We start from the raw sequence: 22,396 nt of genomic DNA on the forward strand, positions 1-22,396 counted from the left end.
ATTGCCATGACTGCGATGACCCCAAGAGAGATCGTGCACGAGTTAGATCAGCACATTATCGGTCAAGATAAAGCCAAAAAAGCCGTGGCAATTGCACTTCGTAACCGCTGGCGTCGTATGCAACTTAACGATGATTTACGCGCCGAAGTTACACCAAAGAATATTCTGATGATCGGCCCAACAGGTGTCGGTAAAACTGAGATTGCACGCCGTTTAGCAAAACTTGCCAATGCACCTTTCCTGAAAGTTGAAGCGACTAAGTTCACTGAAGTAGGCTATGTAGGTAAAGAAGTTGAGACTATCATTCGAGATTTAGTCGATATCTCAATCAAGATGACGCGTGAGCAACAAGCGAAAAAACACCAACATCGCGCTGAAGAAGCCGCAGAAGAACGTATTCTTGATGCACTACTACCACCAGCGAAAGATGCATGGGGTGAAGCTCAGCCTGCTGAAAATAACAGCACACGTCAGGTATTCCGTAAGAAATTACGTGAAGGCCAACTAGACGACAAAGAAATTGACATTGATGTTGCTGAAGTTGCACCTCAAGTTGAGATCATGGCGCCCCCAGGTATGGAAGAAATGACCAACCAATTACAAGGTCTATTCCAAAACATGGGTGGCGACAAGCGTAAGAGCCGTAAGCTGAAAATCAAAGATGCTTTCAAGCTGCTTGTTGAAGAAGAAGCCGCTAAAATGGTGAATCAAGAAGAGCTCAAAGAACAAGCTATTTTTGCCGTAGAGCAAAACGGTATTGTGTTCATCGATGAAATCGACAAGATCTGTAAACGCGGTGAAGCACAAGGTCCAGACGTGAGTCGTGAAGGTGTACAGCGTGATTTACTGCCTCTAATTGAAGGTTCAACAGTCAGCACGAAACACGGTATGGTTAAAACTGACCACATTCTTTTCATAGCCTCTGGTGCGTTCCAAATGGCTAAACCTTCAGACTTAATTCCTGAGTTACAAGGCCGCTTACCTATTCGTGTAGAACTTGAAGCTCTATCTGCAGCTGACTTCAAACGCATTCTAACTGAACCTCATGCGTCACTAACTGAGCAGCAACAAGCGCTACTCGGCACTGAGCAAGTGGCAATTGATTTTACTGATGATGCTCTTACTAAGATTGCTGAAGCTGCATGGCAGGTCAACGAGAAAACTGAAAACATCGGTGCCCGTCGCCTTCACACTGTGATGGAAAAGCTAATGGAAGAAATCTCTTTCGATGCCTCTGAAAAAACAGGTTCAACGCTGACTATCGATGCTAGCTATGTTGAACAGCATTTAGATATGCTGGTACAAGACGAAGACTTAAGTCGCTTTATTCTTTAAGCTTAAAGAATAAATATGCATTATTAAGCGGGGTTTATACCCCGCTTTTTTGTAAGATATAGATAAAATACTCTTTGAGAACAGTCATGTATATTGTCAATAAACTTCACTATCATACCGTTTCAAAAGCACTCGACATTTACTTTGATGATGATCAAGTGTTTACCTTAAGCTGTGAGTATTTGCGAACTCACTCACCTTCAGCAGAAGTACAAGGTCACGGTAATCAGTCTAAAGATCCGCTGAACTTGGTGTTAAATAAGCAAGAGGTAGCCATCAAAAAACTTGAGCCTGTTGGACATTATGCTGTGAGACTTATTTTTGATGACGGCCATGACTCAGGGCTATATAGCTGGCAATACCTTCGTGCACTTTCAGAAGAAAAAGCAGAACGATGGCAGAGGTACCAAGCAAGGATTGAGGAGTATCACGCCAATCAAGATCGTATTCCAATCAAGTTCACGCCCTAGCCTAGAGTACTAAAGCTTGAATATAAAAAAACGCAGCTAACGCTGCGTTTTTCAGTTCTAACTAGTATTCTAGCAGTGCTACTAGATTCAGTATCGATACTAAATTAGTAACGGTACTTTTATTAATATCTATACTTAGCAACCGCCTCATGCAGTACTTTGGCTTGCTCTGAAACCTCTTCACTACTTTGAGCGTTACTCTGTGCATGCTCAGATGCAACTTGAGCAATATCACGAATACGAACCACGTTCTTATTTACCTCAGAAGCTACTTGGTTCTGCTCATCTATTGCAGTAGCAATGTGCGTGCTCATTTCCATAATAGTTTGTACATCAGCCGTAATTGAACTTAACAGCTCACCAGCTTTTTCAGCTTGTGACATGCTCTCACTACCTTGAGTACGACACTGCTGCATAATACTTACCACAGACTGAGTGCGCTCTTGCAGGGTAGAAATGATACTTTCAATTTCTTGTGTCGAATCTTGCGTACGTTGCGCTAATGAGCGAACCTCATCGGCAACGACTGCAAAACCTCGACCTTGTTCACCTGCACGCGCAGCCTCAATTGCCGCATTTAAAGCAAGTAAGTTCGTCTGCTCCGCGATACCACGAATAACGTCAAGTACCGAACCAATCGTCTCTGCATCGCGCTCTAATTGAGAAACCACATCTGATGCGCCACCTAATGAATCAGACAATGCCATAATTCGCTGAATTGTCGCATCAACTTCTACTCGGCCTTGTTGCGCATTGCCATTGGTTGATTCAGCTTTATTTGCAGCTGCTTCTGTGTTGTGCGAAATATCTTGAATCGTCGCCTGCATTTCAGTTGCAGCTGTTGCCACCATATCAGCTTCATGCAACTGCTCATGCATACCCGCACTGGTTTGCGCTGTTGTTTCACTCAGGTGATGAGTCGCTTCATTAATTGTACCTAACGCCGAGTTCACCTCTGAAATCAGTATCTTAAAGTCATCTATTAGGCTGTTAAAATCTTCTGTCATCGTGGTAATCTCATCGTTACCTGTTGACTCAATTTTAATTGCTAAATTGTTTTCTCGGCGGATGCGTTCAATGGTTTGGTAAACTCTTTCTACAGGCGTGATAATCGAACGACTAGTAGAAAGAACAAGAATCATCACAATAATCGCTGCAACAATAAAAATACCAATCGCAGCAGTTTGTGTGGTTCTAGCATTATCTTCTATCGCTTGCTTAGTCTGAAGTACGATATTTTCAACCGTTACATCACCCTGCTTAACGATTTTTACCATCTCGCCCAATGCACCACTTTCAAGAGAAACACCTAATTCAACTTGCGCATCAACAAGGTTGGTAAACTTATTTTTATACTCTAGGAGTAAAGGTGCTAGACCATAAGGCTGTAGTTTAGGATAAAGTACATCATATGTTTTATTAAACTTACCTAGATATTTGGTATCTAGGCGAAGCATAAAATCTTTTTCCGCACGTCTTAGTTGCAACATCAAGCTCAGTAATTCGAAATTATTATGCTGTTTCAATCCTGTTTCAACTTCGTGCACAGCAGAACGTAATGCACCATATAGTGCATCTTTGGGGTGCAAACCTATTTTCTTTTGCAGATCGACTACATGTTCAAAGGTTTCTTTGTAAGATCGACTTAAGCCGCGAAACTTGTCTAGCTCACCTCGATCAATAGATAAATCGCTCAATAAAGCATTTAACAGATCTATTTTTGTGAATAATTCCTGATATTCTTTATCAAATTGACTAAGCGCTTCCGTGTCCTTATAGAATAGAAAATTCTTTTCATACTTGCGCATCGATAACTCATGAATTTCAAGCTCTTCAGCGTACTGAATAGCTTCGTTGAGTTTCAGCATCGTGCGAGCTTCAAAGATAATCACCGCAAGCATTACCAGCATTGCAATACCGACAACTATCGCATTAAGCTGCAAACGCCTTTTGATGGTTAAATTTTCTAATAAGGCCATACTGTTACCTAAGTTTATAAAACATATGCCTAGTATAGACTAAGGTTGAAAAATAGGCCTTTAGATTTGATATAAAACAGTAAAAAAGTGCCAATATGCGCAATAATTAGACTAAATTTATTTTGGAACTATCCAACTTTCAAAGTTTTCCATGCAGAATCATGTAATTCTGTAACATCATGCCACTGCTCAGCTTTTATCCATTCAACCAATACACAAGGATCAGCTGAAAAATCTACTGTTTTTTTAGCATCCGTTTCTAAGAAATCTTCGACTGCATTAGGGTTCAAATAGTGCATTTGTTTAGCCCACCCAAGCTTTATCAACAAACTGGCATCAATGACTTGCACAAGCTCTTGTTCAAGCGGTTTGATTAATAAGCTTTTCCCCATATTTAGAGCTGCATTGATCACTTCAAATTGCGCATGTGTAATAACGCCTTTACAACTTTTCATGTCATTAAGTAATTGCTCATGGTCATCAGACCGGTAATGAATATTGCCCACAGATTTCATCTCTGCAGCGGGGTGATAGCAGTAAAACTCAGTATTAGGAAAGCTCGTGAACAACGACTCAATGGCTTCAATTTTCTCCGAAGGCAAATAAACAACGACTTTATTTTTGATGCAAGTAGTATGATATCTGGGCACAATAGGCGGTAATATATTCTGTGCAAAAGGGATCCAATGAAAGCCCAAACGATAATCTGCAGGTATTAACCATTGTTGCCAGATCCTCGATAAATTCGCACCTTCAAAAGGGAGTTGATAATGGTTTACCGCTTCATGGTGTCCTAAAGCCATAACAGGGATCCCTGATAACTTTGCCGACCAGGCAACAATTGACTCATTATCTGTTATTACAAGGTCATAATTCGCAAGTTTAAAATGAGCTCGGTTAGTGAAGATATCAGCCATTTTTTGTCTAAATGTCTTAGTGAAACGAATGGGTTTATGTTTAACTAGGCAGCTTCCCGCTTTAAGTGCTTCAATTTCTTCAATCACGAGCTTACTTGTTGGTTTGGATAAACTGTTACCAGATAAAATCACATCCGTGTCAACCTGATGCGCCTTAAAACACTTAATCAATAAAAGTGTCTGCTGTAGTTGCGCAAGATCGATGATTTTTGCTGCATATAAAACTTTCAAAGCCATTCACCTTATTCTTCCTATGTAGCAATCGGCACCATTGCGTTGTCATAATTGGTACTATTGCATAAAGTCATTGTCTACTGATTAAACTTTAGACTTTAAAAATAACAGCTAGGTGAACTTTTTAAGACACTATTATTGAATTGAAAGAAGTTTGATAGAGCGCACAAAGTGCCTGCTTTTACAGCAATTTTGCCATTGCTATGAGCATGCATCAGAGTATACTGAAACAAACACATACTCTCTGGAGAACTCAATATGGACTACAGCACATCTGACCTATGCGACCATTTCGCAGATTCAATTGATGTACTTGAACCCATGTTCATTAACTTTGCTGGACATTCTGCATTTTGCGGTCGCATCGTCACAGTTAAATGCTTTGAAAACAATGAACTGATTCAAGAGATTCTAGAACAAGACGGTACTGGCAAAATTTTATTAATCGATGGTGGCGGTTCTACTCGCCGTGCACTGATTGATATCGAATTGGCCGAACTGGCTGTAGAGAATCATTGGCAAGGAATTGTTGTTTATGGTGCAGTTAGACATGTTGATGAACTCGAAGAGTGTGAATTAGGTATACAAGCTATTGCGTCTATTCCTGTCGCAGCTGATAGCCAAGGCAGTGGCGAGCAAGGTGTCCCCGTCAACTTTGCTGGAGTCTCGTTTTATGAAGATGACTATTTATATGCTGACAGCACAGGCATTATTATCTCTGCCGAAGAGCTTGTCTTAGAAGATGTGCTCGAAGAAGTCGAAGCGTAATGAGTAATTGGTTAATACGATATAGTGAAGCAGACGTGCAGAGTTTCACTACCAGCAGATCAAACGAAACTCGTTTCTGGCAATCAATTTCTTACTTAGACCAATCTGCGCCATTAAACAGTGCGCTAAAAGATGCCGCAGAATTTGGTATACGTTATGTGTTACTCGGTATAAATGAAGACATTGGTCCAAGGGCAAATTGTGGTCGCGGTGGAGCAACACAAGGCTGGCAAGCTTTTTTAAAACGCTTCTTAAACTTACCCTGCAATGAGTTTCTCGATCCAAAATCTGTGCTGCTATTGGGTGAAGTGAATTGCGACGACTTACAAACGCTAGGCAATACATTAGATAACACAAGACCCAAAGATTTAGCGCAATTAAGAAGTTTATGCGGTGAATTAGATGAGCGAGTAGCCGAGGTTTTAAAGTCGGTATTTGACGCTGGCCTAGAAGCAATAGTCATCGGTGGTGGGCATAATAATTGTTACCCAATTTTAAAAGCCTTAAGCACCAGTGAAGCTAAACCATGTAATGCCATTAACTTTGACCCACATGCTGATTTCAGAGCCATTGAAGGTCGTCATAGTGGCAACGGTTTCCACTATGCATATCAAGACGGATATTTACATGATTATCATGTAGTGGGTATGCATGAGCAAAAAAATAACCAGACTATTATCAGCTCACTGACTAATGCTGGGTTTACTTACACCACTTACCAAACCTTGCAAGTTATGCGTAGTCGCAGTTTAACTTCAGACTGCACACACAGTTTAGCCCGCTTTAAAATTGATAAACCATTAGGTATCGAAGTAGATGTAGACGCCATTAGTGGTATGCCTGTCAGCGCTTTCACGAATTGCGGTTTTTCTGTCAGCGATGCTGAACATTTTGTCTATCTGGGTGCCACTCATAGTGCGAGCCGCTATTTACACCTTTGTGAGGCTGCACCTGCGACACACCCGAACGGCTTGGAGCAAGGAATAACTGAAGCAGGGCAAGTATTGAGTGGTCTAGTCTGTAGCTATTTACTAGGAAAACAACAAGGGTAGCGAATTGCTACCCTTTTTTATGATCAGCGAAATGATGATGTTCTATCTGGTATTGCTTTACCCATGTCAACATACCCACACTACTTAAAGGCCTTTCGAAGTAATAGCCTTGTGCAGCGAAAGTATTTAAGCTTTGCGCAAAATTCAGCTGTTCTAAGCTTTCGACTCCTTCACAGATAACCGCACAATCTAACTGGTGCTGCATATCCACGAGCCCTCTAACTATTCCCCTAAGAGCACCTTGATGTTGATGATCTCGAGTCAATGAATGCCCTACTTTGACGTAATCTACGGTCAGCTTGGGTAGCTTAGCCAAAACCAGAGGCGCTTCTCCAAACCCGTCTACACACAGACGAACGCCTATACTGCGAAGGCGAGCAATCATGGCGACCCCTTGCGCGTCCAAAGACATAAACAACGCAGATGGACACTCTATAATTAAGTCGCCGGCTTCGAGATGGTGAGTAAGCAGTACATCGTCTAAAAACTCAATAAATTCTTCATGTAGCATTTCAGGACCAAATACATTGACGCTCAGCGCCATTTTTATTCCTTCCATTTTCAATGCCATTGCAATTTCAGCTGCTCGTTCAATCACGAATTGCGCTACAGGTAGGGCTAACCCCGCAATACGAATATCATCAATAAACTTACCTGCAGCTAAAATACCCTGCTTTGGATGTTGCCAACGCAAAAGTAGCTCTAAAAACTCAATACCATTATCGCTGTGACGGATGACTGGTTGAAAGTAAAGCTCAAGCTGCTCTCTAAAGTCATGATGGGTCAACTCTGCTAAACGTGCTTGCTGCTCTTGTTTCACCGTTTGCATGCTATTCTGATATTCTGTCACCACCTTTTTAGGCTCAGAATCAAGGGCTAAAAATGCGCAAGTAATGGCATTATCAAAGTCACTGACTTTATCAGCGAAAGAAACATAACTTGCCCGAGCTTTTATTTCGATCGTGCAATGACCTACATTAAACGGTTTTAACGTGGTTTGTACTATGGCACCTATTACTTGCTCATGAAGATGTTGTTGATGGGCTAAAGAACACAAGAAAACAAAGTGCAACCCCCCTAAATGCGCAAGCTTTGAAAGCTCGTCCTCTTCCTCTATGTTTAAAATATCGTCACTTTGCAGTTGCTGCTTAATTCGATTTGCTGATTGCGCGAGCAATAAATCCCCATACTCTCTACCTAAGTGGAAATTAACCTGTTCAAATCCTTCAAGACGGATCATTACTAACACCATAGGAGAAGTATCCTGCTCAGTATGAGCATAGTAAGCATCTCTCAGTGCATTTCTAGGAGGTAAGCCTAAGACGTCTTGCTTTCTTAAAGCATTGTGTTCAGGTAATACTGAGAGATTATTTTGACTAGGCTTCAAAGAAAACTCAAAAAGCTGTGCAATATAAACCAAAAGCAGAGGGAGTAATGTCAGCTGAATTGGCCAATACCCGACTATGTTCCCTCCCAATAATGCTAAGTACCCTGAAGCCGCAACAAACGACACCATAAGTAGAGGTTTAGAACCTAGTTTTAGCGCTAGGTAGAGATGGCCGAATAACACCAGAGAGATTGCATAAGTTGCCCACATATTGGGGAGTAATGCGGTAAAAGCCACCAGCATAGTGGCAACATGAAGTGCACGAATAGATTGCGCATGGCTGAGAATAATTAAAGCGATACTGCCCATTAACACTAACCCACCTAAAAACGCGGTTAGTAGCGCCAGCTCCCCCTGTTGCAATCCATTGAATACAGGAAAGCTGGTCAATGTGCCTAGCAAGGTCATCACCAACTTTTACCTATAAATTAAATACTTCTTATTGGATCAGTTTACCTGAGATCCACAAATTTGATAGCTCATTTACACCAAATTGATAACTTAATTGCGCTGGTGTAGCAATATCCCACATAGCTAAGTCAGCCCGCATACCCACTTTAAGTATACCTCTATCCGACAAACCAAGTGCTTTCGCCGCATTAACTGTTACACCTTGCAGAGTCTCTTCAGGTGTTAATCTAAATAAGGTGCAGCCCATATTCAGCATCAAACGTAATGAACAAAGTGGTGCAGTGCCAGGATTAAAATCACTGGCTATCGCCATTGGTACGTTATATTGGCGAAGTAGTTCAAGCGGCGGCATCTGAGTTTCTCGCAAGAAATAAAAAGCACCAGGTAATAACACTGCAACCGTTCCGGCATCAGCCATCGCTTTTACACCCGCTTCATCAAGATACTCGATATGATCTGCCGATAAACCTTTAAACTCTGCGACTAGCTCTGTGCCATGTTGATTGGATAATTGTTCAGCATGACATTTTACTGGCAAGCCTAATTGGCGAGACTTCTCAAATACCCGCTTAGTCTGAGCGTAACTAAACCCTACATTTTCACAGAATACATCAACCGCATCTGCCAAGTTCAGCTCAGCCACTTTTGGCAACATGACATCGCATACTAAATCAATGTAAGCATCAGGATCATTTTTAAACTCAGGCGGTAGAGCATGCGCACCTAAGAATGTGCTTTGGATGTCTACTGGGTGATTGTCATTTAACACTTTATTGACTTCGAGTAATTTGATTTCAGTATCTAGATCTAAGCCATATCCCGACTTACTTTCGACCGTAGTTACACCTTCACTCAATAAGCTATTTAAGCGGTTTTTCCCAGCTACAAACAGAGTTTCTGCATCAGCTTCTCGGGTCGCTCGTACTGTGCTCGCTATACCACCGCCCTGCTGCGCAATCTCTTGATAAGATACGCCATTTAAACGCTGTTCAAATTCGCCAGCACGATTACCTGCAAACAGAATATGCGTATGGCAATCTATCAAACCCGGCGTTAACCACTGTCCTTTTGCGTTAATAACTGGTGTCGATAAGGCATCAAACTCAGGCAAATCATTTAACTTACCTAACCAAGCAATTTTATCGTCTTTAATCATTAATGCGCCTTGCTCAATAGCACCGTAAGGGGCATCTACATTACTATCCATGGTTGCCAAATTGACATCGGTGATCACTAAATCTGCTTCAAACATCACTGCCTCATTTGAGTTTGTTTAATTGCCTATAAGCCTATCATGCAAACTTGTATATACAAGAAATCTGTGCCATTTTTAATAGCATATACTCTCCATTTAGTGATCAAGTATGGCCAACGAACCTAAATTTGCATTAATAAAAAAGCATATCACCGACCAAATTAGTGCCGGTATTTGGAAAGAGGACCAACGCGTTCCTTCTGAAAACGAACTTGCTGAGCAATTTAGTGTGAGCCGTATGACCGCCAGACGCGCCCTAAGTGAACTGACCGACAATGGTGTGCTAACAAGGAGTCAAGGTCTGGGCACATTTGTAGCCAGCTTAAAGTCACAATCTTCAATGCTTGAGATAAAAAATATCGCCGATGAAGTAAAAGAACGAAATGGTGAGTACAGTGCAGAAATAATTGCTCTAGAAGAAATTGCCGCCATGGCACCCATTGCTATTGCGCTCGGTGTTGATATAGACAGTAAAGTTTATCGAAGTGTCATCATACATCACGAAAATGGGCTAGCACTGCAAGCTGAAGAGCGTTTTGTCGCCCCAGCTCTTGCGCCTGACTACCTAGTGCAAGATTTTACACAAATCACACCACATGAATACCTTTCAGCAGTCGCGCCACTGACTGAAGCAAAACACACCATTGAAGCCATTATGCCAAATCAAGATGTTTGCCAGTGGCTCGGCTTATATAACGAAGAGCCTTGCTTACAAATGATCAGAAGAACCTGGAGTGCGAATGGTATTGTCAGCTTTACTCGGCTCATTTCACCGGGTAGTAAATACCGCCTAGGCGGTCATCTCACCTTTAAGAAAAGGGTGAGATAGCGCACATTCAAATCTCTGCTTGATAGCCAAAACCCAAGGCTTCAATGGCTGAACCATCAATCACTCTTGCACCGGCGATATCACTTGCAAATGAAGGGGGCTGTGTGCCTAACTTAGCGCATCTCTGCTGGTAATAATCTAGACGAGTTGGGTGATTAGGGTGACAAACATTATAAACCGTATTAGCTTTCTCCCAATTCAGTATTACCGCCTCAATCGCAGCAACAACATCGGCTTGATGCACCATATTAACAACTGCTTGACTGCTACTTTTTAGAGTTTTACCAGCAACAAACTGTCCTGGCTCTCGGTTAGGTCCAACCAATCCCGCCAAGCGTAAAACCTTCCCCTTGGCACCAAATACCATTTGTTCAGCTTGCAATAATATCTTTTTACGAGCTGTTTCACTGTCTAATTCACCACTTTCGGTATAAGTACCATCTAGCTCTGAATACACACCTGTACTCGAGCATAACAAGAACCCTTTACACGCTAATTCATCAGAAAGCCTTAACGCAGCAGATAAAGTTTCAAGATAATTGCTGTCAGCATGACGTGCTCTCGGAGGAATAGCGCACACCCAATAGGCATCTTGTAAATCTACAGAATGAGTTAGCTCTCCTGCTTGCAATGTAAATTGTCGAATAATTGCACTACCAGAATTTGGGCTTCGACTGGTGCCCTGCACTTGCCAATTTGCCTGTTTGGTTTTCTCAATTAATGCGCTACCCAGCCAACCAGCACCCAAAACAACTAGCTTCATCTCATACCTCTGTATTAATTTTAAACCGCAAAGTATTATTATAGGAACAAAATAACGTCAATCTAATGTTAACTGTGGTCAAAGCGACTCAGATATGATTTGATTGTGTAGTGCGGTTACCAATAAAAAGAATATATCATGCTTAACAACTTATCCCTCAGGAGAAAAATACTCCTACTTATCGGTGGTACAATTTCAGTACTACTTATTATTGCCTCCAGCTACTTTGTAAATCATTTAGCAACTATTTCACGCAACAGCGTGGAGCGTGAAGCTCAAAGCTATATTTATGCTGAAAAACTATCGATGGAATCATTTTTCGCCCAATACGGTGAACTAGTCAGCACCTTTGCACAAAGCGCACATGTGGTAGATTTTTTCGAACAATACACCGAGCGCGAAGCAGACCTATCAACTCAACCAGGTTATGACTTAGTAAATCGAGATTTTGATAGACTAACGGCAAATAACGACAATGTACTATCAACTTTTTTTGCTTCTGCTATCACAGGTGAATACTTCAAAGAAAACGAACGCACTTCTCACTTCTCTGATGGTCGCCCATATTTTGCTTATAAACGAGGATGGTGGCCTGAAGCCATGGCGATTGGTAAGTTGCATGTGAGCCCAGTTTCAGTCGATGCAAACACCGGCGATGTGTCTGCAGTGATCAAGCTACCCGTCTATAACTCATCACGTAAATTATTAGGTATCGCAGGTATTGATTTGCAGATGGAACAAATCAACCAATTGGTTGAGCAGATCCGCTTCCAAGGCCAAGGTTACGGCTTCTTACTAGATAACAACTTAAACGTTGTTCATTTATCAAAGCAAACTGGCCACAAGCTGTCTATTACCGATGAGGGCCCGAATGGAAAAGAAGGCCTAGATGGGCTAGAAAAACAGTTCTCAGATACTCATGGCTTCCGAGCATTAAACTCCGAAATTAAAAATAATGATTCAGGCACATCAGTTGTTACTTTCAAAGGCCAAGACTATTACGTGGTATATAACAGCGTAAAACTCGATGAGCCATTACTCGACTGGCATGTGGGCGTCATGATCCCGGTATCGTTTATTGAAGAACCAGTAAACGAAGCCGTCATGAGTACCGTCATCGCCTTCTTAGTGATCATCAGTATTGTTGTACTTATGATTTTATGGGCAACACAGATGATCACCAAACCGATTGTGTCACTTGCAGATACTATGCGTGACATTGCCTCAGGCGAAGGTGATTTAACACGTAGGATCAGTATTGAAAGTAACGACGAGGTTGGTCAACTTGCCTCTCACATGAATACCTTTATCGAAAAGCTGCGTGCCATGATGCAAACCACGGCGCAACAAGCCTCTCAACTAGGTCATGCCTCTGAACAGTTAAGCTCGGTATCAGCAAACACCAATAGCGAGATCCAACAAGAAAAAGAGCAAGTTGACAGCGTCAGTGCTGCGGTAACAGAAATGGCTGCAACTGTGACTGAAATCTCACGCAATGCACAAGAAGCAAGTCACGCTGCTGAGCAAGTACAGCACATGACAAATGACGGTGCGACGCGCTCAAGCCAAGCACAAACTGTCATGACTGAATTGGCTAGCCACATCGGTGAAGCTGCAAAAGTTGTTGCGGGTCTTGAAAAAGAAACCACTAACATTGGCGCAGTAATTGACGTGATCAATGGCATTGCCGAACAAACCAATTTACTGGCACTAAACGCAGCGATTGAAGCAGCTCGTGCCGGTGAACAAGGTCGAGGGTTCGCAGTAGTCGCTGATGAAGTGCGCTCACTGGCAAGTAGGACGCAAGAATCAACTGACGATATTCGTAATATGATCACGCGACTACAACAAATTGCACAGCAAGCATCAACCATGATGCAACAAGGTCAAGATCAAGCTGAAGGCTCTGTATCACAGACACAAGAAGTGCTCGATTCATTGCAAGAAATCGCCAGCTCAGTGGCAACAGTTCAAGACCAAAGCCACCAGATTGCAACCGCGACCGAACAACAAACTATTGTGGCTGAAGACATTAACACCAGCTTAAATGCGATAAATGATCTTGTTAACAGTACTGCTAATCACGCGCATACATTGGCTGATGAGGCGCATGATCTAAATGGGTTAGCCAAATCTCTCAATGGCACAGTAAACCAATTCAAGCTTTAACGATACTGAGCAGGGCATGATTAATGCCCTGCTTTGCTACAGATCAAAACCCACTTTCACTTCTCGTCATACACTACACACTCTAATCTAATAGATGAGTGCGTATCGTGATTAATTTACCAACTTGGGATGAATCCCTAATCAAAAAATATAATGTGTCTGGACCAAGATATACCTCTTATCCAACTGCATTATCATTAGAAAGCGGTTATCAACAAGCTGATTTACATACCGCAGTGAAGCAGTCAAAAAACCAAGCATTATCGCTCTATATTCATATCCCATTTTGCCACCAGCTTTGTTATTACTGTGGTTGCAATAAAATCGTGACACGCCATCAGTCAAAAGCTGACGTCTATTTAGATCATCTAGAAAAAGAAGTACAGTCGCAGTCTTCTGTGTTTGCGCATTACCGTGTTGAGCAATTGCATTTAGGTGGCGGCACGCCAACGTTTTTAACTGCCAAGCAAATGACACGCCTGATTAATATTGTAGAAGCACACTTTAACTTCACCGAAGACGCGCAACGTGGTATTGAAATTGATCCACGCTCTATTGCTGACGACATGTTAGTCACTTTGAAAGACTTAGGCTTCAACCGGGTCTCGTTTGGTATTCAAGATTTCAATGATGAAGTACAAGCTGCGGTCAATCGACCGCAATGTGTTGAAGAAGTCTTAGCACTTGTAAAGCAAGCAAGAGCACTCGGGTTTAAGTCAATCAATACCGATATGATCTACGGCTTACCTCACCAAACCCCAGAAAGTTTTAAGCAAAGCATTGAACAACTAATAGCGCTGAGCCCAGACAGAGTGTCTGTGTTCAACTACGCTCACCTCCCAGATAGATTTGCCGCGCAACGCAAACTAAAAGAAGCGGACATGCCAAGTCCGCAGCAAAAGCTTGAGATCTTCAAAAATACGCTACAGCAAATGACTGAGGCTGGTTATCAGTTTATCGGTATGGACCATTTTGCTAAAAAAGACGACGAGCTTGCGGTTGCGCAAAGAAATAATGAACTTCACCGTAACTTCCAAGGCTATACAACCCATGGAAACTGCGATTTGTTAGGCTTAGGAGTTTCATCAATTTCACAAATTGGTAATGCAATTTTGCAAAACCAAAAAGAACTCAAAGCTTATTACTCAGACATTAACGAGATTGGCTGTGCTACTCATAAAGGGATGCGCCTGAATAACGATGATGAGCTCAGAGCCGATGTTATCAAACAACTGATTTGTCATTTTGAATTAGACATAAAGGCGATTGAGACTAAATATAATATCGACTTTAACGATTACTTTAGTGAAGCCCTAGACGCACTCAAACCACTGGCAGAAGATGAGCTTGTGACATTGTCTGCGCAGCGTATCGAAGTCACCAGCAAAGGTAACTTATTCATTCGTATCATCTGTATGTGCTTTGATGCGTATTTACAGCAACAAATTAAAAATACGCGATTCTCACGCGTTATTTAAGCATCTCTAGCATCTAATAAACACATGTAAAAAAGGATGGCTGAGCCATCCTTTTTGCTTTCTAAATCAGATTTTAGGCCAAAGCCGGTAAATAGACTTCAGCACTTAAACCACCTTCTTGACGATTACGAAGCTTCACCGTGCCACCATGAGTCGCAACAATGCGTTTAATAATCGCCAAACCTAAACCACTGCCTTCACTGCCCCGTGCTTGGTCACCTTGTTTAAAAGGCTCAAAGACACTCTCAAGCTCAGCCTCAGGAATACCCGGTCCACGGTCTTTCACTGTGACAATCACCACTTTCTTACGTGGGTTGTATGCAGTACTGACATCAATGGCCTCATCAGAATAGCGAATGGCGTTTTCTATCATATTGGTGACAACGCGTTTTAACGCAACCGTATTCATGATGACCTTTGGTAAACTCTCAGCAGCTGATAAGTTGATTTCTCGCTGATGTTGCTGCTCAGCATGCACAACCTCAGATACCAAGTTATTCACATCATCAGGGTGCATTTCACCACTATTGTGATGACGAAGATACTCGATGAACTGATCAATAATGGCATTCATATCTTCAATGTCATCAATGATCCCTTCTTTTAAATAATCTTCTTCGTCTGACATCATTTCTGTGGCTAAACGAATACGCGTCAGTGGTGTGCGTAAGTCATGAGACACACCAGCCATTAACAGTCGTCGGTCATTCTCTAGCTCTGCAATACCTTTCGACATTTTGTTGAACGCTTGCGTTACTTCAACGACTTCTGTTGACCCTCGCTCGACGAGTCGGGTAGAAAAATCTCCCACGCCCACTCGACCTGCCGCAGTTTGTAACGCTTTTAACGGCCGGTTAAGATGCCGAGCAAACCACCAGCCTCCTAAAACACTTAAGAAACCTATACTCGATAGGTAGAAAATCAAAAACTCCAACTTTGTTTCACTAAACCCAGTCAGTGGCACCCTCACCCAATAACCGGGCGCTTGCGGTGCTTCTACCCAATAAACAACAGGGTCGCCTTGGCTGATCCGCACTCTTGCAGAGCCATTTAGCTGCTCAGACATACTCTTTGATAACAAGCTATATTCTTTGGCTTTGTCTAAACCATTCATATAAGCTTGTCTTTGAGTCATGACTTCAATGCCCGTTATTTCAAAGAATTTATCTGAAGTTGCTTTGTTTATTTCAACCCCTTTCTCCCAATCAATGAAAACGGTTTTGACTTGCTTAGCCAACATCAAATTAACTTGCTCGAAGGTTGGCTTGAACACATACAATGTCACTGTGATATAAGAAACGATTTGGTTTATCAGCAATAAAGCACCAACAAAGAAAACCGTTTGCCCAAAAGCGCTACGCGGAAAAAAGCTCATAAACGAAACTACTTTTCACCGTCTGGCACAAACACATAACCCAAACCCCAAACAGTTTGAATGTATCTAGGATTCGCTGCATCTTCTTCGATCATTCGGCGTAAACGCGAAACTTGGACGTCAATACTACGCTCAAGGGCACTGTAATCACGGCCACGTGCAAGGTTCATTAATTTGTCACGGCTCAATGGCTCTCTTGGATGGCTCACTAAAGCCTTCAATACCGCAAATTCACCACTGGTAAGCGAGATAACTTCATCGCCCTTTTGCATTTCACGGGTCGCCAGGTTCAGTTTAAAAATACCAAACTCTACTTCGTTTTCTTCGGCAGCTGGTGCACCCGGCACTTCTTTGGCACGACGACGTAAAATTGCCTTAATACGCGCTAATAACTCTCTTGGGTTAAATGGTTTCGGGATGTAATCATCAGCCCCTAACTCTAACCCTATGATACGGTCAACTTCATCACCCTTAGCTGTTAGCATGACGATTGGGATTTCGTTTTCCTTTTGACGCAGGCGGCGGCAAATAGACAGACCGTCTTCGCCAGGAAGCATTAAATCTAACACCATTAAATGGAAGTTTTCGCGCTCCAGTAAGCGGTCCATTTGCTCACTGTTAGCCGCAGCACGAACAATAAAACCTTGCTCGACGAGATAGCGCTCTAACAAACTGCGTAAACGCATATCATCGTCGACAACTAATACCTTGGTAGTTTCATTTCCCATGATTGATTTCTTCTTTTTATCCAATATCTTTGCTTAATATAATTGAAAATGTGATTTCTAGACACCATTACTATGAAGAGTTTTGTTACCGAACATTACAATTTTTTAATATTTTGCTAGCTCGACACCCAGATGATTTTTTATTACCGTGTCAGGTGAGTAAAGATGACCCTAATTAGCGTATGAAAACTAACTTAATTACCCCTGAGGGTTATAACCAACTGCAAAAAGAGCATGACCATCTCTGGTATGAAAAACGCCCTGAAATCACAAAAATTGTGAATTGGGCAGCCAGCTTAGGTGATCGCTCTGAAAATGCAGATTACACCTTTAATAAGCGCTTATTGCGGCAAATAGACCGCAGGGTACGCTATTTAAGAAAACGTTTGCCCGATTTAAAGATTGTTCAATATGATCCCCAACAAGCCGGCAAAGTATACTTTGGTGCTTGGGTTGAAATTGAAAATGAACAAGAAGAAATAAAACGTTTCAGAATTGTCGGTCCAGATGAAATTTATGACCGAAAAGACTATATTTCTATTGACGCACCAATGGCACGAGCACTATTAGGTAAGGAAGTCGACGACGAGTTTGTCGTGCGCACACCAGAGGGAGAAAAGCTCTGGTATGTAAATACTATCGAATACCTTAAATAAGCTTCTTATTCATAGACGCTATGCTATGATCGCCCACATAAAATACGCTTAGACAGCACGTATACATCTGAATTTATAAGGATTTTGCATGAGCAACATCTCTGCACGTTTGGCACAAGAGCTAAATGCAAAAGAACAGCAAGTCATTGCTGCCACTGCACTTCTTGATGAGGGTGCCACAGTTCCATTTATTGCTCGTTACCGTAAAGAAGTAACTGGCGGCTTAGACGACACACAATTACGTCTTCTAGAGCAACGACTTGGTTATTTAAGAGAACTAGAAGATAGAAGACGCTTCATTCTTGATACTATTTCAGAGCAAGGAAAATTAAGTGACGCCCTTGCTGGCGATATCAACAGCGCGCAGAGTAAAACCGAGTTAGAAGATTTATATCTACCCTATAAGCCTAAGCGCCGTACGAAAGGTCAAATCGCCATTGAAGCGGGCTTAGAACCACTTGCAGATGCTCTTTATAGCGATGCTGGTTTAGACCCTGAAAGCGAAGCTGCTCAGTTTGTTAATACCGAAAAAGGTATTGATGATGTAAAAGCAGCACTAGATGGCGCTAAATTTATTTTAATTGAACGTTTCGCCGAAGATGCTAAATTACTAGCAAAACTTAGAAAACAAATTGACACACAAGGTGTGATCGAAGCTCTCGTGATTAAAGGTCAGGAAGATGCTGGCGCTAAATACCGCGACTACTTTGAGCATTCTGAGAAGCTAACGAAAGTGCCTTCACATCGTGCATTAGCTATGCTGCGCGCCCGCAACGAAGGCATATTACAATTAACCATAAACCCTGAGCCGAGCAGTGAAAACCCAGCGCAGTATTGTGCACAAATCATCGCAGATCATTATCAGTTAAATGTAAGTTCAGCAACAGCAAGTGCTTGGTTAATGTCAGTGGTACAATGGGCTTGGAAAGTAAAACTATCTCTGCACCTAGAAAATGAATTTTTAGGGACCATGCGTGAAAAAGCAGAGACACAAGCCATTGATGTATTTGCCAAGAACTTAAAAGATCTATTGATGGCAGCACCTGCTGGCCCTCGCGTGACTATGGGTATTGATCCTGGCTTGCGTACGGGCTGTAAAGTGGCTGTGGTTGATGCAACAGGTAAGCTCTTAACGACAAATACTATTTTCCCACATGCACCACAAAATCATTGGGACAAGTCTGTACGCACCTTAGAACAATTATGTCGACAGCATAAAGTTGAGTTAATTGCCATAGGCAACGGGACAGCTTCTAGAGAAACAGACAAACTTGCAGCTGAACTACTGGCTAACAACAAAGAGCTCAACATGAGCAAAATCATGGTCAGTGAAGCCGGAGCATCGGTTTATTCTGCCTCTGAGTTTGCCGCGAATGAATTCCCAAATTTAGATGTGTCGTTACGTGGTGCAGTTTCAATTGCTCGCCGATTACAAGACCCGCTTGCAGAGCTGGTAAAAATTGAGCCTAAATCAATTGGTGTGGGCCAATACCAACACGATGTTTCTCAAAGTCAGCTAGGTCAGTCACTGATCTCTGTGGTTGAAGACTGTGTAAACTCGGTGGGTGTTGATGTAAATACCGCGTCAGTGCCATTGCTTACACGCGTTTCGGGTTTAAACAAAACGCTGGCAAGCAATATTGTGCAGTTCAGAGATGAAAACGGTTCTTTCAATAACCGCACGCAATTGAAAAAGGTCGCGCGCTTAGGGCCAAAAGCCTTCGAACAAGCAGCCGGTTTCTTACGTATCGTGAATGGTGCTGATCCACTTGATAGCTCAGCGGTTCACCCTGAAGCGTACCCTGTGGTTAAACAGATCTGTACTGAAAAAAATATCGAAGTGAGCGACCTGATCGGTAATAGCGAAGTTTTAAAACAGCTCGAGCCTGCTCAATTCACGAATGACAAATTCGGTTTACCAACGGTTACCGACATCATTGCTGAACTAGACAAGCCGGGCCGTGACCCTCGCCCTGAATTTAAAACGGCGGTCTTCAAAGCCGGTGTCGAAACCATTCAAGACCTTAAAGTCGGCATGATTCTAGAAGGCGTGGTGTCGAATGTGGCTAACTTTGGCGCCTTTGTTGATGTCGGCGTACACCAAGATGGTCTTGTTCATATTTCTGCGATCACTAATAAATTTATTTCAGATCCGCGCGAAGTCGTAAAAGCGGGCGATATCGTAAAAGTGAAAGTGTTGGAGGTCGATGTGGCTAGAAAGCGCATTAGTTTTACTATGCGCCTAGATGATGAAGTACAACAAGCAGCGCCACAAGGTAAGTCTACTTCAAGCAAACCTTCGCAAAGTAAATCAACTAACAAGCAAACTAAAGGACAGCGCCCTAAAAAAGAGGCTGGTAATGCTGCAATGGGTAATGCCTTTGCAGAAGCTTTTGCTAAACTGAAAAAATAATATCAGTACCAGTCATACTTAATCAAAATGGTTGGTATTGAACCAATAAAAAAGCCGCTTTATGCGGCTTTTTTAATTTCTAAATATATTAAACTGACACGGATAAATTGCTATTGGTATTAGGCACAGCAACGTGCTGATAAAAATCACTGATCCGCAATGCTCTAGCCTGAATTTCAGGATCAGGCTCTATAGGTAAAGCAACCGAATAAGGGTCAGCTTCGCTTTGTAATGAGGCACGCTCTAACGTTTGTATTTCATTGTCGGAGTTTTCTTCTTCACTTAATCTTCGTGTTTCGTATGTGCCGACTGATCCACTTTCAGACTCAGCTTCCTCGTCGCCACTTATAACTTGCTGAGCTAAATCGGCTTGCGCAGACGCCATTTTTTGAGTTGCATCAGCAGCTATGGCTCTGTCAGCACCTGACGGTTCTGCCGGTGCTAGCGCCGCAGCACGCACTGTCTGCATTTTATCTATGGTTGCTTTAGGATCGTTGGGTACCTCAGCAACATCAATCATTACCTGACCTCCAACGGCATAGTTATTACCGTCGGGTCCTCGTTGGTACTCATACGTTGGAGAGCCAGCATATTGCCCACCAACACGAGCATGCGCCTGCTCATGCAAACGCACCTCTCTATCTCGAGCTTTCAGCTCTTCTATTTGCTGCTGCTCAGCCTCTTGATTCTGCTGTTCTTGCTCTGAAGTTTCTTCTTGAGAGCCACCTTTGCTCTGTTGCTCACGTTGCTCTTCATCTTCAGCAATGACCTTATTTTGCTGTAGCTGCCCAGTACTGTCGTAAGTGCCGCTGTCATCAGAAAGGTGGGGACGAGACTTGTCACCATCATTTAATGCTTTATTTTCAGTATGGCTGGCATTAGACGGTGCTGGTTTGGGTATTACTTCGCGCAGCTGATTATCACGCCTAGCCGTTTCAGTGTAGACGTTGGAGGTATTCAAGTTAATCGCCGGCTGCGGCGTTGCAATATTCATAACATTTTAAACAGATATATCTACCAGAGTGCCTAACACTTCATCGGCGGTACGAATAGACTGAGTATTTGCTTTGGCATTGAACTCTTCAACTTTAAGATTAACCAAAGCTTCATCAATTTTTGCTGGCTGAGAAACGGGCGCGGTCACTGCTTCGTCGGGACTAGCGGCTTGTAATTGTCGCTGTTGAGCAAGCTGAGACTCATCCTGCTCAGAGATCGTAGCACGGTTTATCTCTGCAGTAGCACGCTCAATACCTTGACTAGCACGGTTATAACCTTCAATACCGTTATTAAGCACGTCACCTATTGGCATAACAGACACCTTTGCAAAAATATAAAATATGTTTAATTATTGCGCAAACATGATGCAAAATAAAGTTTTTAACAGTAAAAAGCGGCAATTTTTTGCCGCTTTTTATTAAAGTACTGATTTTAGGAAATTTAAACTTTCTTCCCTATGCGATATAAAAGGGGCGTGTGACGCTTTAGGTAAGATTTCAACTTCGAAGTTACTATTTAAAGCCTTCATTTTAGTAACGCTACGCCTAGGAACCAAAGAGTCCAATTTACCAAATAAGCCGTAAACTGGCTGGTTTAGTGTGCCAAAAACTTCTCGATAATCATCATTTAAAAGAATGTCGAGCCCTAAGCTCAAAGCTTCTGGGTTGGCCTCTGGCGCATCTAACAACCAAGCTCTTAATTGTTTAACATCTTGCTTGGCATGCTCCGAACCCATAGCTTGTATCGCTAAAAATCGCTCTATGGTCTTTGCACTATTTTCAAGCAATTGTGCCTTGAAGTTTTCTAATACCTCAACCTTGATCCCTAACCAATCATCGGATTCTGCAAAGAACGGCGTTGAGGCAATCAACACCACTTTATTTACCTTTTGTGGATAATACTTTGCAATGTGTAACGCAACCAGCCCTCCAAGTGACCAACCTACTAATGTAGTGTTATCAGCAAGTTGTTCAGCAACTTGCTCTGCAACGGAGGCAAGAGAATACGGTTTTTCAGGCATTGGAGCATGCCCAAAGCCCGGTAAATCCAAACTTTTTACCTGCCCTTCAACTGCAACTTTTAACTCTTTCTCTAATAACTGCCAAACCTGTCGGTTCATACCCCAACCATGAAGCAACACGATTTCATTTTGCATTATTTTTACTCTCAACCAAACTTAG

19 protein-coding genes are annotated in these 22,396 nt (G+C 42.3%); 9 read left to right on the forward strand and 10 right to left on the reverse strand.

The window, feature by feature from the left end; translation table 11 throughout:
- Nucleotides 1-6: 6 nt before the first annotated feature.
- Both hslU and PP2015_RS15410 read left to right on the forward strand, forming a co-directional pair.
- Nucleotides 7-1,335, forward strand: coding sequence for an HslU--HslV peptidase ATPase subunit (gene hslU / locus PP2015_RS15405; protein ID WP_058031149.1), 1,329 nt, complete (start codon nt 7-9; stop codon nt 1,333-1,335).
- A gap of 86 nt (nt 1,336-1,421) precedes the next feature.
- On the forward strand, nt 1,422-1,805 hold the full coding sequence (locus tag PP2015_RS15410) for a gamma-butyrobetaine hydroxylase family protein (protein ID WP_058031150.1): 384 nt from the start codon (nt 1,422-1,424) through the stop codon (nt 1,803-1,805).
- A gap of 122 nt (nt 1,806-1,927) precedes the next feature.
- On the opposite strand, the gene PP2015_RS15415 is transcribed toward PP2015_RS15410, so the two are convergent.
- Entirely contained in the window at nt 1,928-3,784 is a 1,857-nt protein-coding gene (locus PP2015_RS15415; protein WP_058031151.1) for a methyl-accepting chemotaxis protein, read from the reverse strand.
- A gap of 128 nt (nt 3,785-3,912) precedes the next feature.
- Nucleotides 3,913-4,938: a glycosyltransferase family protein gene (locus tag PP2015_RS15420; RefSeq protein ID WP_058031152.1), complete on the reverse strand. Its 1,026-nt coding sequence runs from the start codon at nt 4,936-4,938 to the stop codon at nt 3,913-3,915.
- Between the two features lie 255 nt (nt 4,939-5,193).
- Here PP2015_RS15420 and rraA point away from each other — a divergent pair, with 255 nt between their 5' ends.
- Together rraA and PP2015_RS15430 are read left to right on the forward strand one after the other, a co-directional pair.
- Complete coding sequence (gene rraA / locus PP2015_RS15425; protein WP_058031153.1) at nt 5,194-5,703, forward strand: ribonuclease E activity regulator RraA; 510 nt, start codon at nt 5,194-5,196, stop codon at nt 5,701-5,703.
- The gene (locus tag PP2015_RS15430) at nt 5,703-6,755 is read left to right on the forward strand and encodes a formimidoylglutamase (RefSeq protein WP_058031154.1); all 1,053 of its coding nucleotides are present in this window, start codon (nt 5,703-5,705) and stop codon (nt 6,753-6,755) included. The genes rraA and PP2015_RS15430 overlap by 1 nt, the downstream gene beginning before the upstream one ends.
- Nucleotides 6,756-6,762: 7 nt before the next feature.
- On the opposite strand, the gene PP2015_RS15435 is transcribed toward PP2015_RS15430, so the two are convergent.
- On the reverse strand, nt 6,763-8,550 hold the full coding sequence (locus tag PP2015_RS15435) for a GGDEF domain-containing phosphodiesterase (RefSeq protein WP_227009242.1): 1,788 nt from the start codon (nt 8,548-8,550) through the stop codon (nt 6,763-6,765).
- A gap of 31 nt (nt 8,551-8,581) precedes the next feature.
- Complete coding sequence (gene hutI, locus PP2015_RS15440; protein WP_058031155.1) at nt 8,582-9,805, reverse strand: imidazolonepropionase; 1,224 nt, start codon at nt 9,803-9,805, stop codon at nt 8,582-8,584.
- 112 nt (nt 9,806-9,917) lie between these two features.
- On the opposite strand from hutI, the gene hutC reads away from it, so the two are divergent.
- On the forward strand, nt 9,918-10,637 hold the full coding sequence (hutC, locus tag PP2015_RS15445) for a histidine utilization repressor (protein WP_058031156.1): 720 nt from the start codon (nt 9,918-9,920) through the stop codon (nt 10,635-10,637).
- Nucleotides 10,638-10,644: 7 nt separating this feature from the next.
- Here the strand turns inward: hutC and PP2015_RS15450 are convergent, their stop codons facing one another.
- Nucleotides 10,645-11,415 (reverse strand): Rossmann-fold NAD(P)-binding domain-containing protein, encoded by a 771-nt coding sequence (locus PP2015_RS15450; protein WP_058031157.1) that lies wholly within the window; start codon nt 11,413-11,415, stop codon nt 10,645-10,647.
- Between the two features lie 123 nt (nt 11,416-11,538).
- Here PP2015_RS15450 and PP2015_RS15455 point away from each other — a divergent pair, with 123 nt between their 5' ends.
- Together PP2015_RS15455 and hemN are read left to right on the forward strand one after the other, a co-directional pair.
- Nucleotides 11,539-13,569: a methyl-accepting chemotaxis protein gene (locus tag PP2015_RS15455; protein WP_058031158.1), complete on the forward strand. Its 2,031-nt coding sequence runs from the start codon at nt 11,539-11,541 to the stop codon at nt 13,567-13,569.
- Nucleotides 13,570-13,676: 107 nt separating this feature from the next.
- Nucleotides 13,677-15,047 carry an oxygen-independent coproporphyrinogen III oxidase gene (hemN, locus tag PP2015_RS15460; protein ID WP_058031159.1) on the forward strand — a complete coding sequence of 457 codons (1,371 nt, stop codon included), beginning with the start codon at nt 13,677-13,679 and terminating at the stop codon, nt 15,045-15,047.
- Between the two features lie 73 nt (nt 15,048-15,120).
- On the opposite strand, the gene envZ is transcribed toward hemN, so the two are convergent.
- Together envZ and ompR are read right to left on the reverse strand one after the other, a co-directional pair.
- Nucleotides 15,121-16,422 (reverse strand): two-component system sensor histidine kinase EnvZ, encoded by a 1,302-nt coding sequence (gene envZ, locus PP2015_RS15465; protein ID WP_058031160.1) that lies wholly within the window; start codon nt 16,420-16,422, stop codon nt 15,121-15,123.
- 8 nt (nt 16,423-16,430) lie between these two features.
- Nucleotides 16,431-17,150: an osmolarity response regulator transcription factor OmpR gene (ompR, locus tag PP2015_RS15470; RefSeq protein ID WP_058031161.1), complete on the reverse strand. Its 720-nt coding sequence runs from the start codon at nt 17,148-17,150 to the stop codon at nt 16,431-16,433.
- Between the two features lie 182 nt (nt 17,151-17,332).
- Here ompR and greB point away from each other — a divergent pair, with 182 nt between their 5' ends.
- Together greB and PP2015_RS15480 are read left to right on the forward strand one after the other, a co-directional pair.
- Nucleotides 17,333-17,806 (forward strand): transcription elongation factor GreB, encoded by a 474-nt coding sequence (greB, locus tag PP2015_RS15475; protein WP_058031162.1) that lies wholly within the window; start codon nt 17,333-17,335, stop codon nt 17,804-17,806.
- 88 nt (nt 17,807-17,894) lie between these two features.
- Nucleotides 17,895-20,219, forward strand: a complete 2,325-nt coding sequence (locus PP2015_RS15480) for a Tex family protein (RefSeq protein WP_058031163.1) — start codon at nt 17,895-17,897, stop codon at nt 20,217-20,219.
- An 88-nt stretch (nt 20,220-20,307) separates the two neighbouring features.
- On the opposite strand, the gene PP2015_RS15485 is transcribed toward PP2015_RS15480, so the two are convergent.
- The 3 genes from PP2015_RS15485 to bioH form a co-directional block, all read right to left on the reverse strand.
- Entirely contained in the window at nt 20,308-21,213 is a 906-nt protein-coding gene (locus PP2015_RS15485; protein WP_058031164.1) for a putative metalloprotease CJM1_0395 family protein, read from the reverse strand.
- A gap of 6 nt (nt 21,214-21,219) precedes the next feature.
- Complete coding sequence (locus tag PP2015_RS15490) at nt 21,220-21,528, reverse strand: hypothetical protein (RefSeq protein WP_058031165.1); 309 nt, start codon at nt 21,526-21,528, stop codon at nt 21,220-21,222.
- Nucleotides 21,529-21,633: 105 nt separating this feature from the next.
- Nucleotides 21,634-22,371, reverse strand: coding sequence for a pimeloyl-ACP methyl ester esterase BioH (bioH, locus tag PP2015_RS15495; protein ID WP_058031166.1), 738 nt, complete (start codon nt 22,369-22,371; stop codon nt 21,634-21,636).
- Between the last annotated feature and the right edge of the window lie 25 nt (nt 22,372-22,396).

The organism is Pseudoalteromonas phenolica (genome assembly GCF_001444405.1).
Lineage (GTDB): Bacteria > Pseudomonadota > Gammaproteobacteria > Enterobacterales > Alteromonadaceae > Pseudoalteromonas > Pseudoalteromonas phenolica.

Excerpts from the sequence above, each read along its gene's own strand:
- PP2015_RS15480 (WP_058031163.1), top strand. The coding sequence starts at position 17,895 with ATGAGCAACATCTCTGCACGTTTGGCACAAGAGCTAAATGCAAAAGAA.
- ompR (WP_058031161.1), bottom strand. The coding sequence starts at position 17,150 with ATGGGAAATGAAACTACCAAGGTATTAGTTGTCGACGATGATATGCGT.
- PP2015_RS15435 (WP_227009242.1), bottom strand. The coding sequence starts at position 8,550 with ATGACCTTGCTAGGCACATTGACCAGCTTTCCTGTATTCAATGGATTG.
- rraA (WP_058031153.1), top strand. The coding sequence starts at position 5,194 with ATGGACTACAGCACATCTGACCTATGCGACCATTTCGCAGATTCAATT.
- PP2015_RS15415 (WP_058031151.1), bottom strand. The coding sequence starts at position 3,784 with ATGGCCTTATTAGAAAATTTAACCATCAAAAGGCGTTTGCAGCTTAAT.
- PP2015_RS15420 (WP_058031152.1), bottom strand. The coding sequence starts at position 4,938 with ATGGCTTTGAAAGTTTTATATGCAGCAAAAATCATCGATCTTGCGCAA.
- greB (WP_058031162.1), top strand. The coding sequence starts at position 17,333 with ATGAAAACTAACTTAATTACCCCTGAGGGTTATAACCAACTGCAAAAA.
- PP2015_RS15455 (WP_058031158.1), top strand. The coding sequence starts at position 11,539 with ATGCTTAACAACTTATCCCTCAGGAGAAAAATACTCCTACTTATCGGT.
- envZ (WP_058031160.1), bottom strand. The coding sequence starts at position 16,422 with ATGAGCTTTTTTCCGCGTAGCGCTTTTGGGCAAACGGTTTTCTTTGTT.
- PP2015_RS15490 (WP_058031165.1), bottom strand. The coding sequence starts at position 21,528 with ATGCCAATAGGTGACGTGCTTAATAACGGTATTGAAGGTTATAACCGT.
- hutI (WP_058031155.1), bottom strand. The coding sequence starts at position 9,805 with ATGTTTGAAGCAGATTTAGTGATCACCGATGTCAATTTGGCAACCATG.
- hutC (WP_058031156.1), top strand. The coding sequence starts at position 9,918 with ATGGCCAACGAACCTAAATTTGCATTAATAAAAAAGCATATCACCGAC.
- PP2015_RS15410 (WP_058031150.1), top strand. The coding sequence starts at position 1,422 with ATGTATATTGTCAATAAACTTCACTATCATACCGTTTCAAAAGCACTC.
- bioH (WP_058031166.1), bottom strand. The coding sequence starts at position 22,371 with ATGCAAAATGAAATCGTGTTGCTTCATGGTTGGGGTATGAACCGACAG.
- hslU (WP_058031149.1), top strand. The coding sequence starts at position 7 with ATGACTGCGATGACCCCAAGAGAGATCGTGCACGAGTTAGATCAGCAC.
- PP2015_RS15430 (WP_058031154.1), top strand. The coding sequence starts at position 5,703 with ATGAGTAATTGGTTAATACGATATAGTGAAGCAGACGTGCAGAGTTTC.
- PP2015_RS15485 (WP_058031164.1), bottom strand. The coding sequence starts at position 21,213 with ATGAATATTGCAACGCCGCAGCCGGCGATTAACTTGAATACCTCCAAC.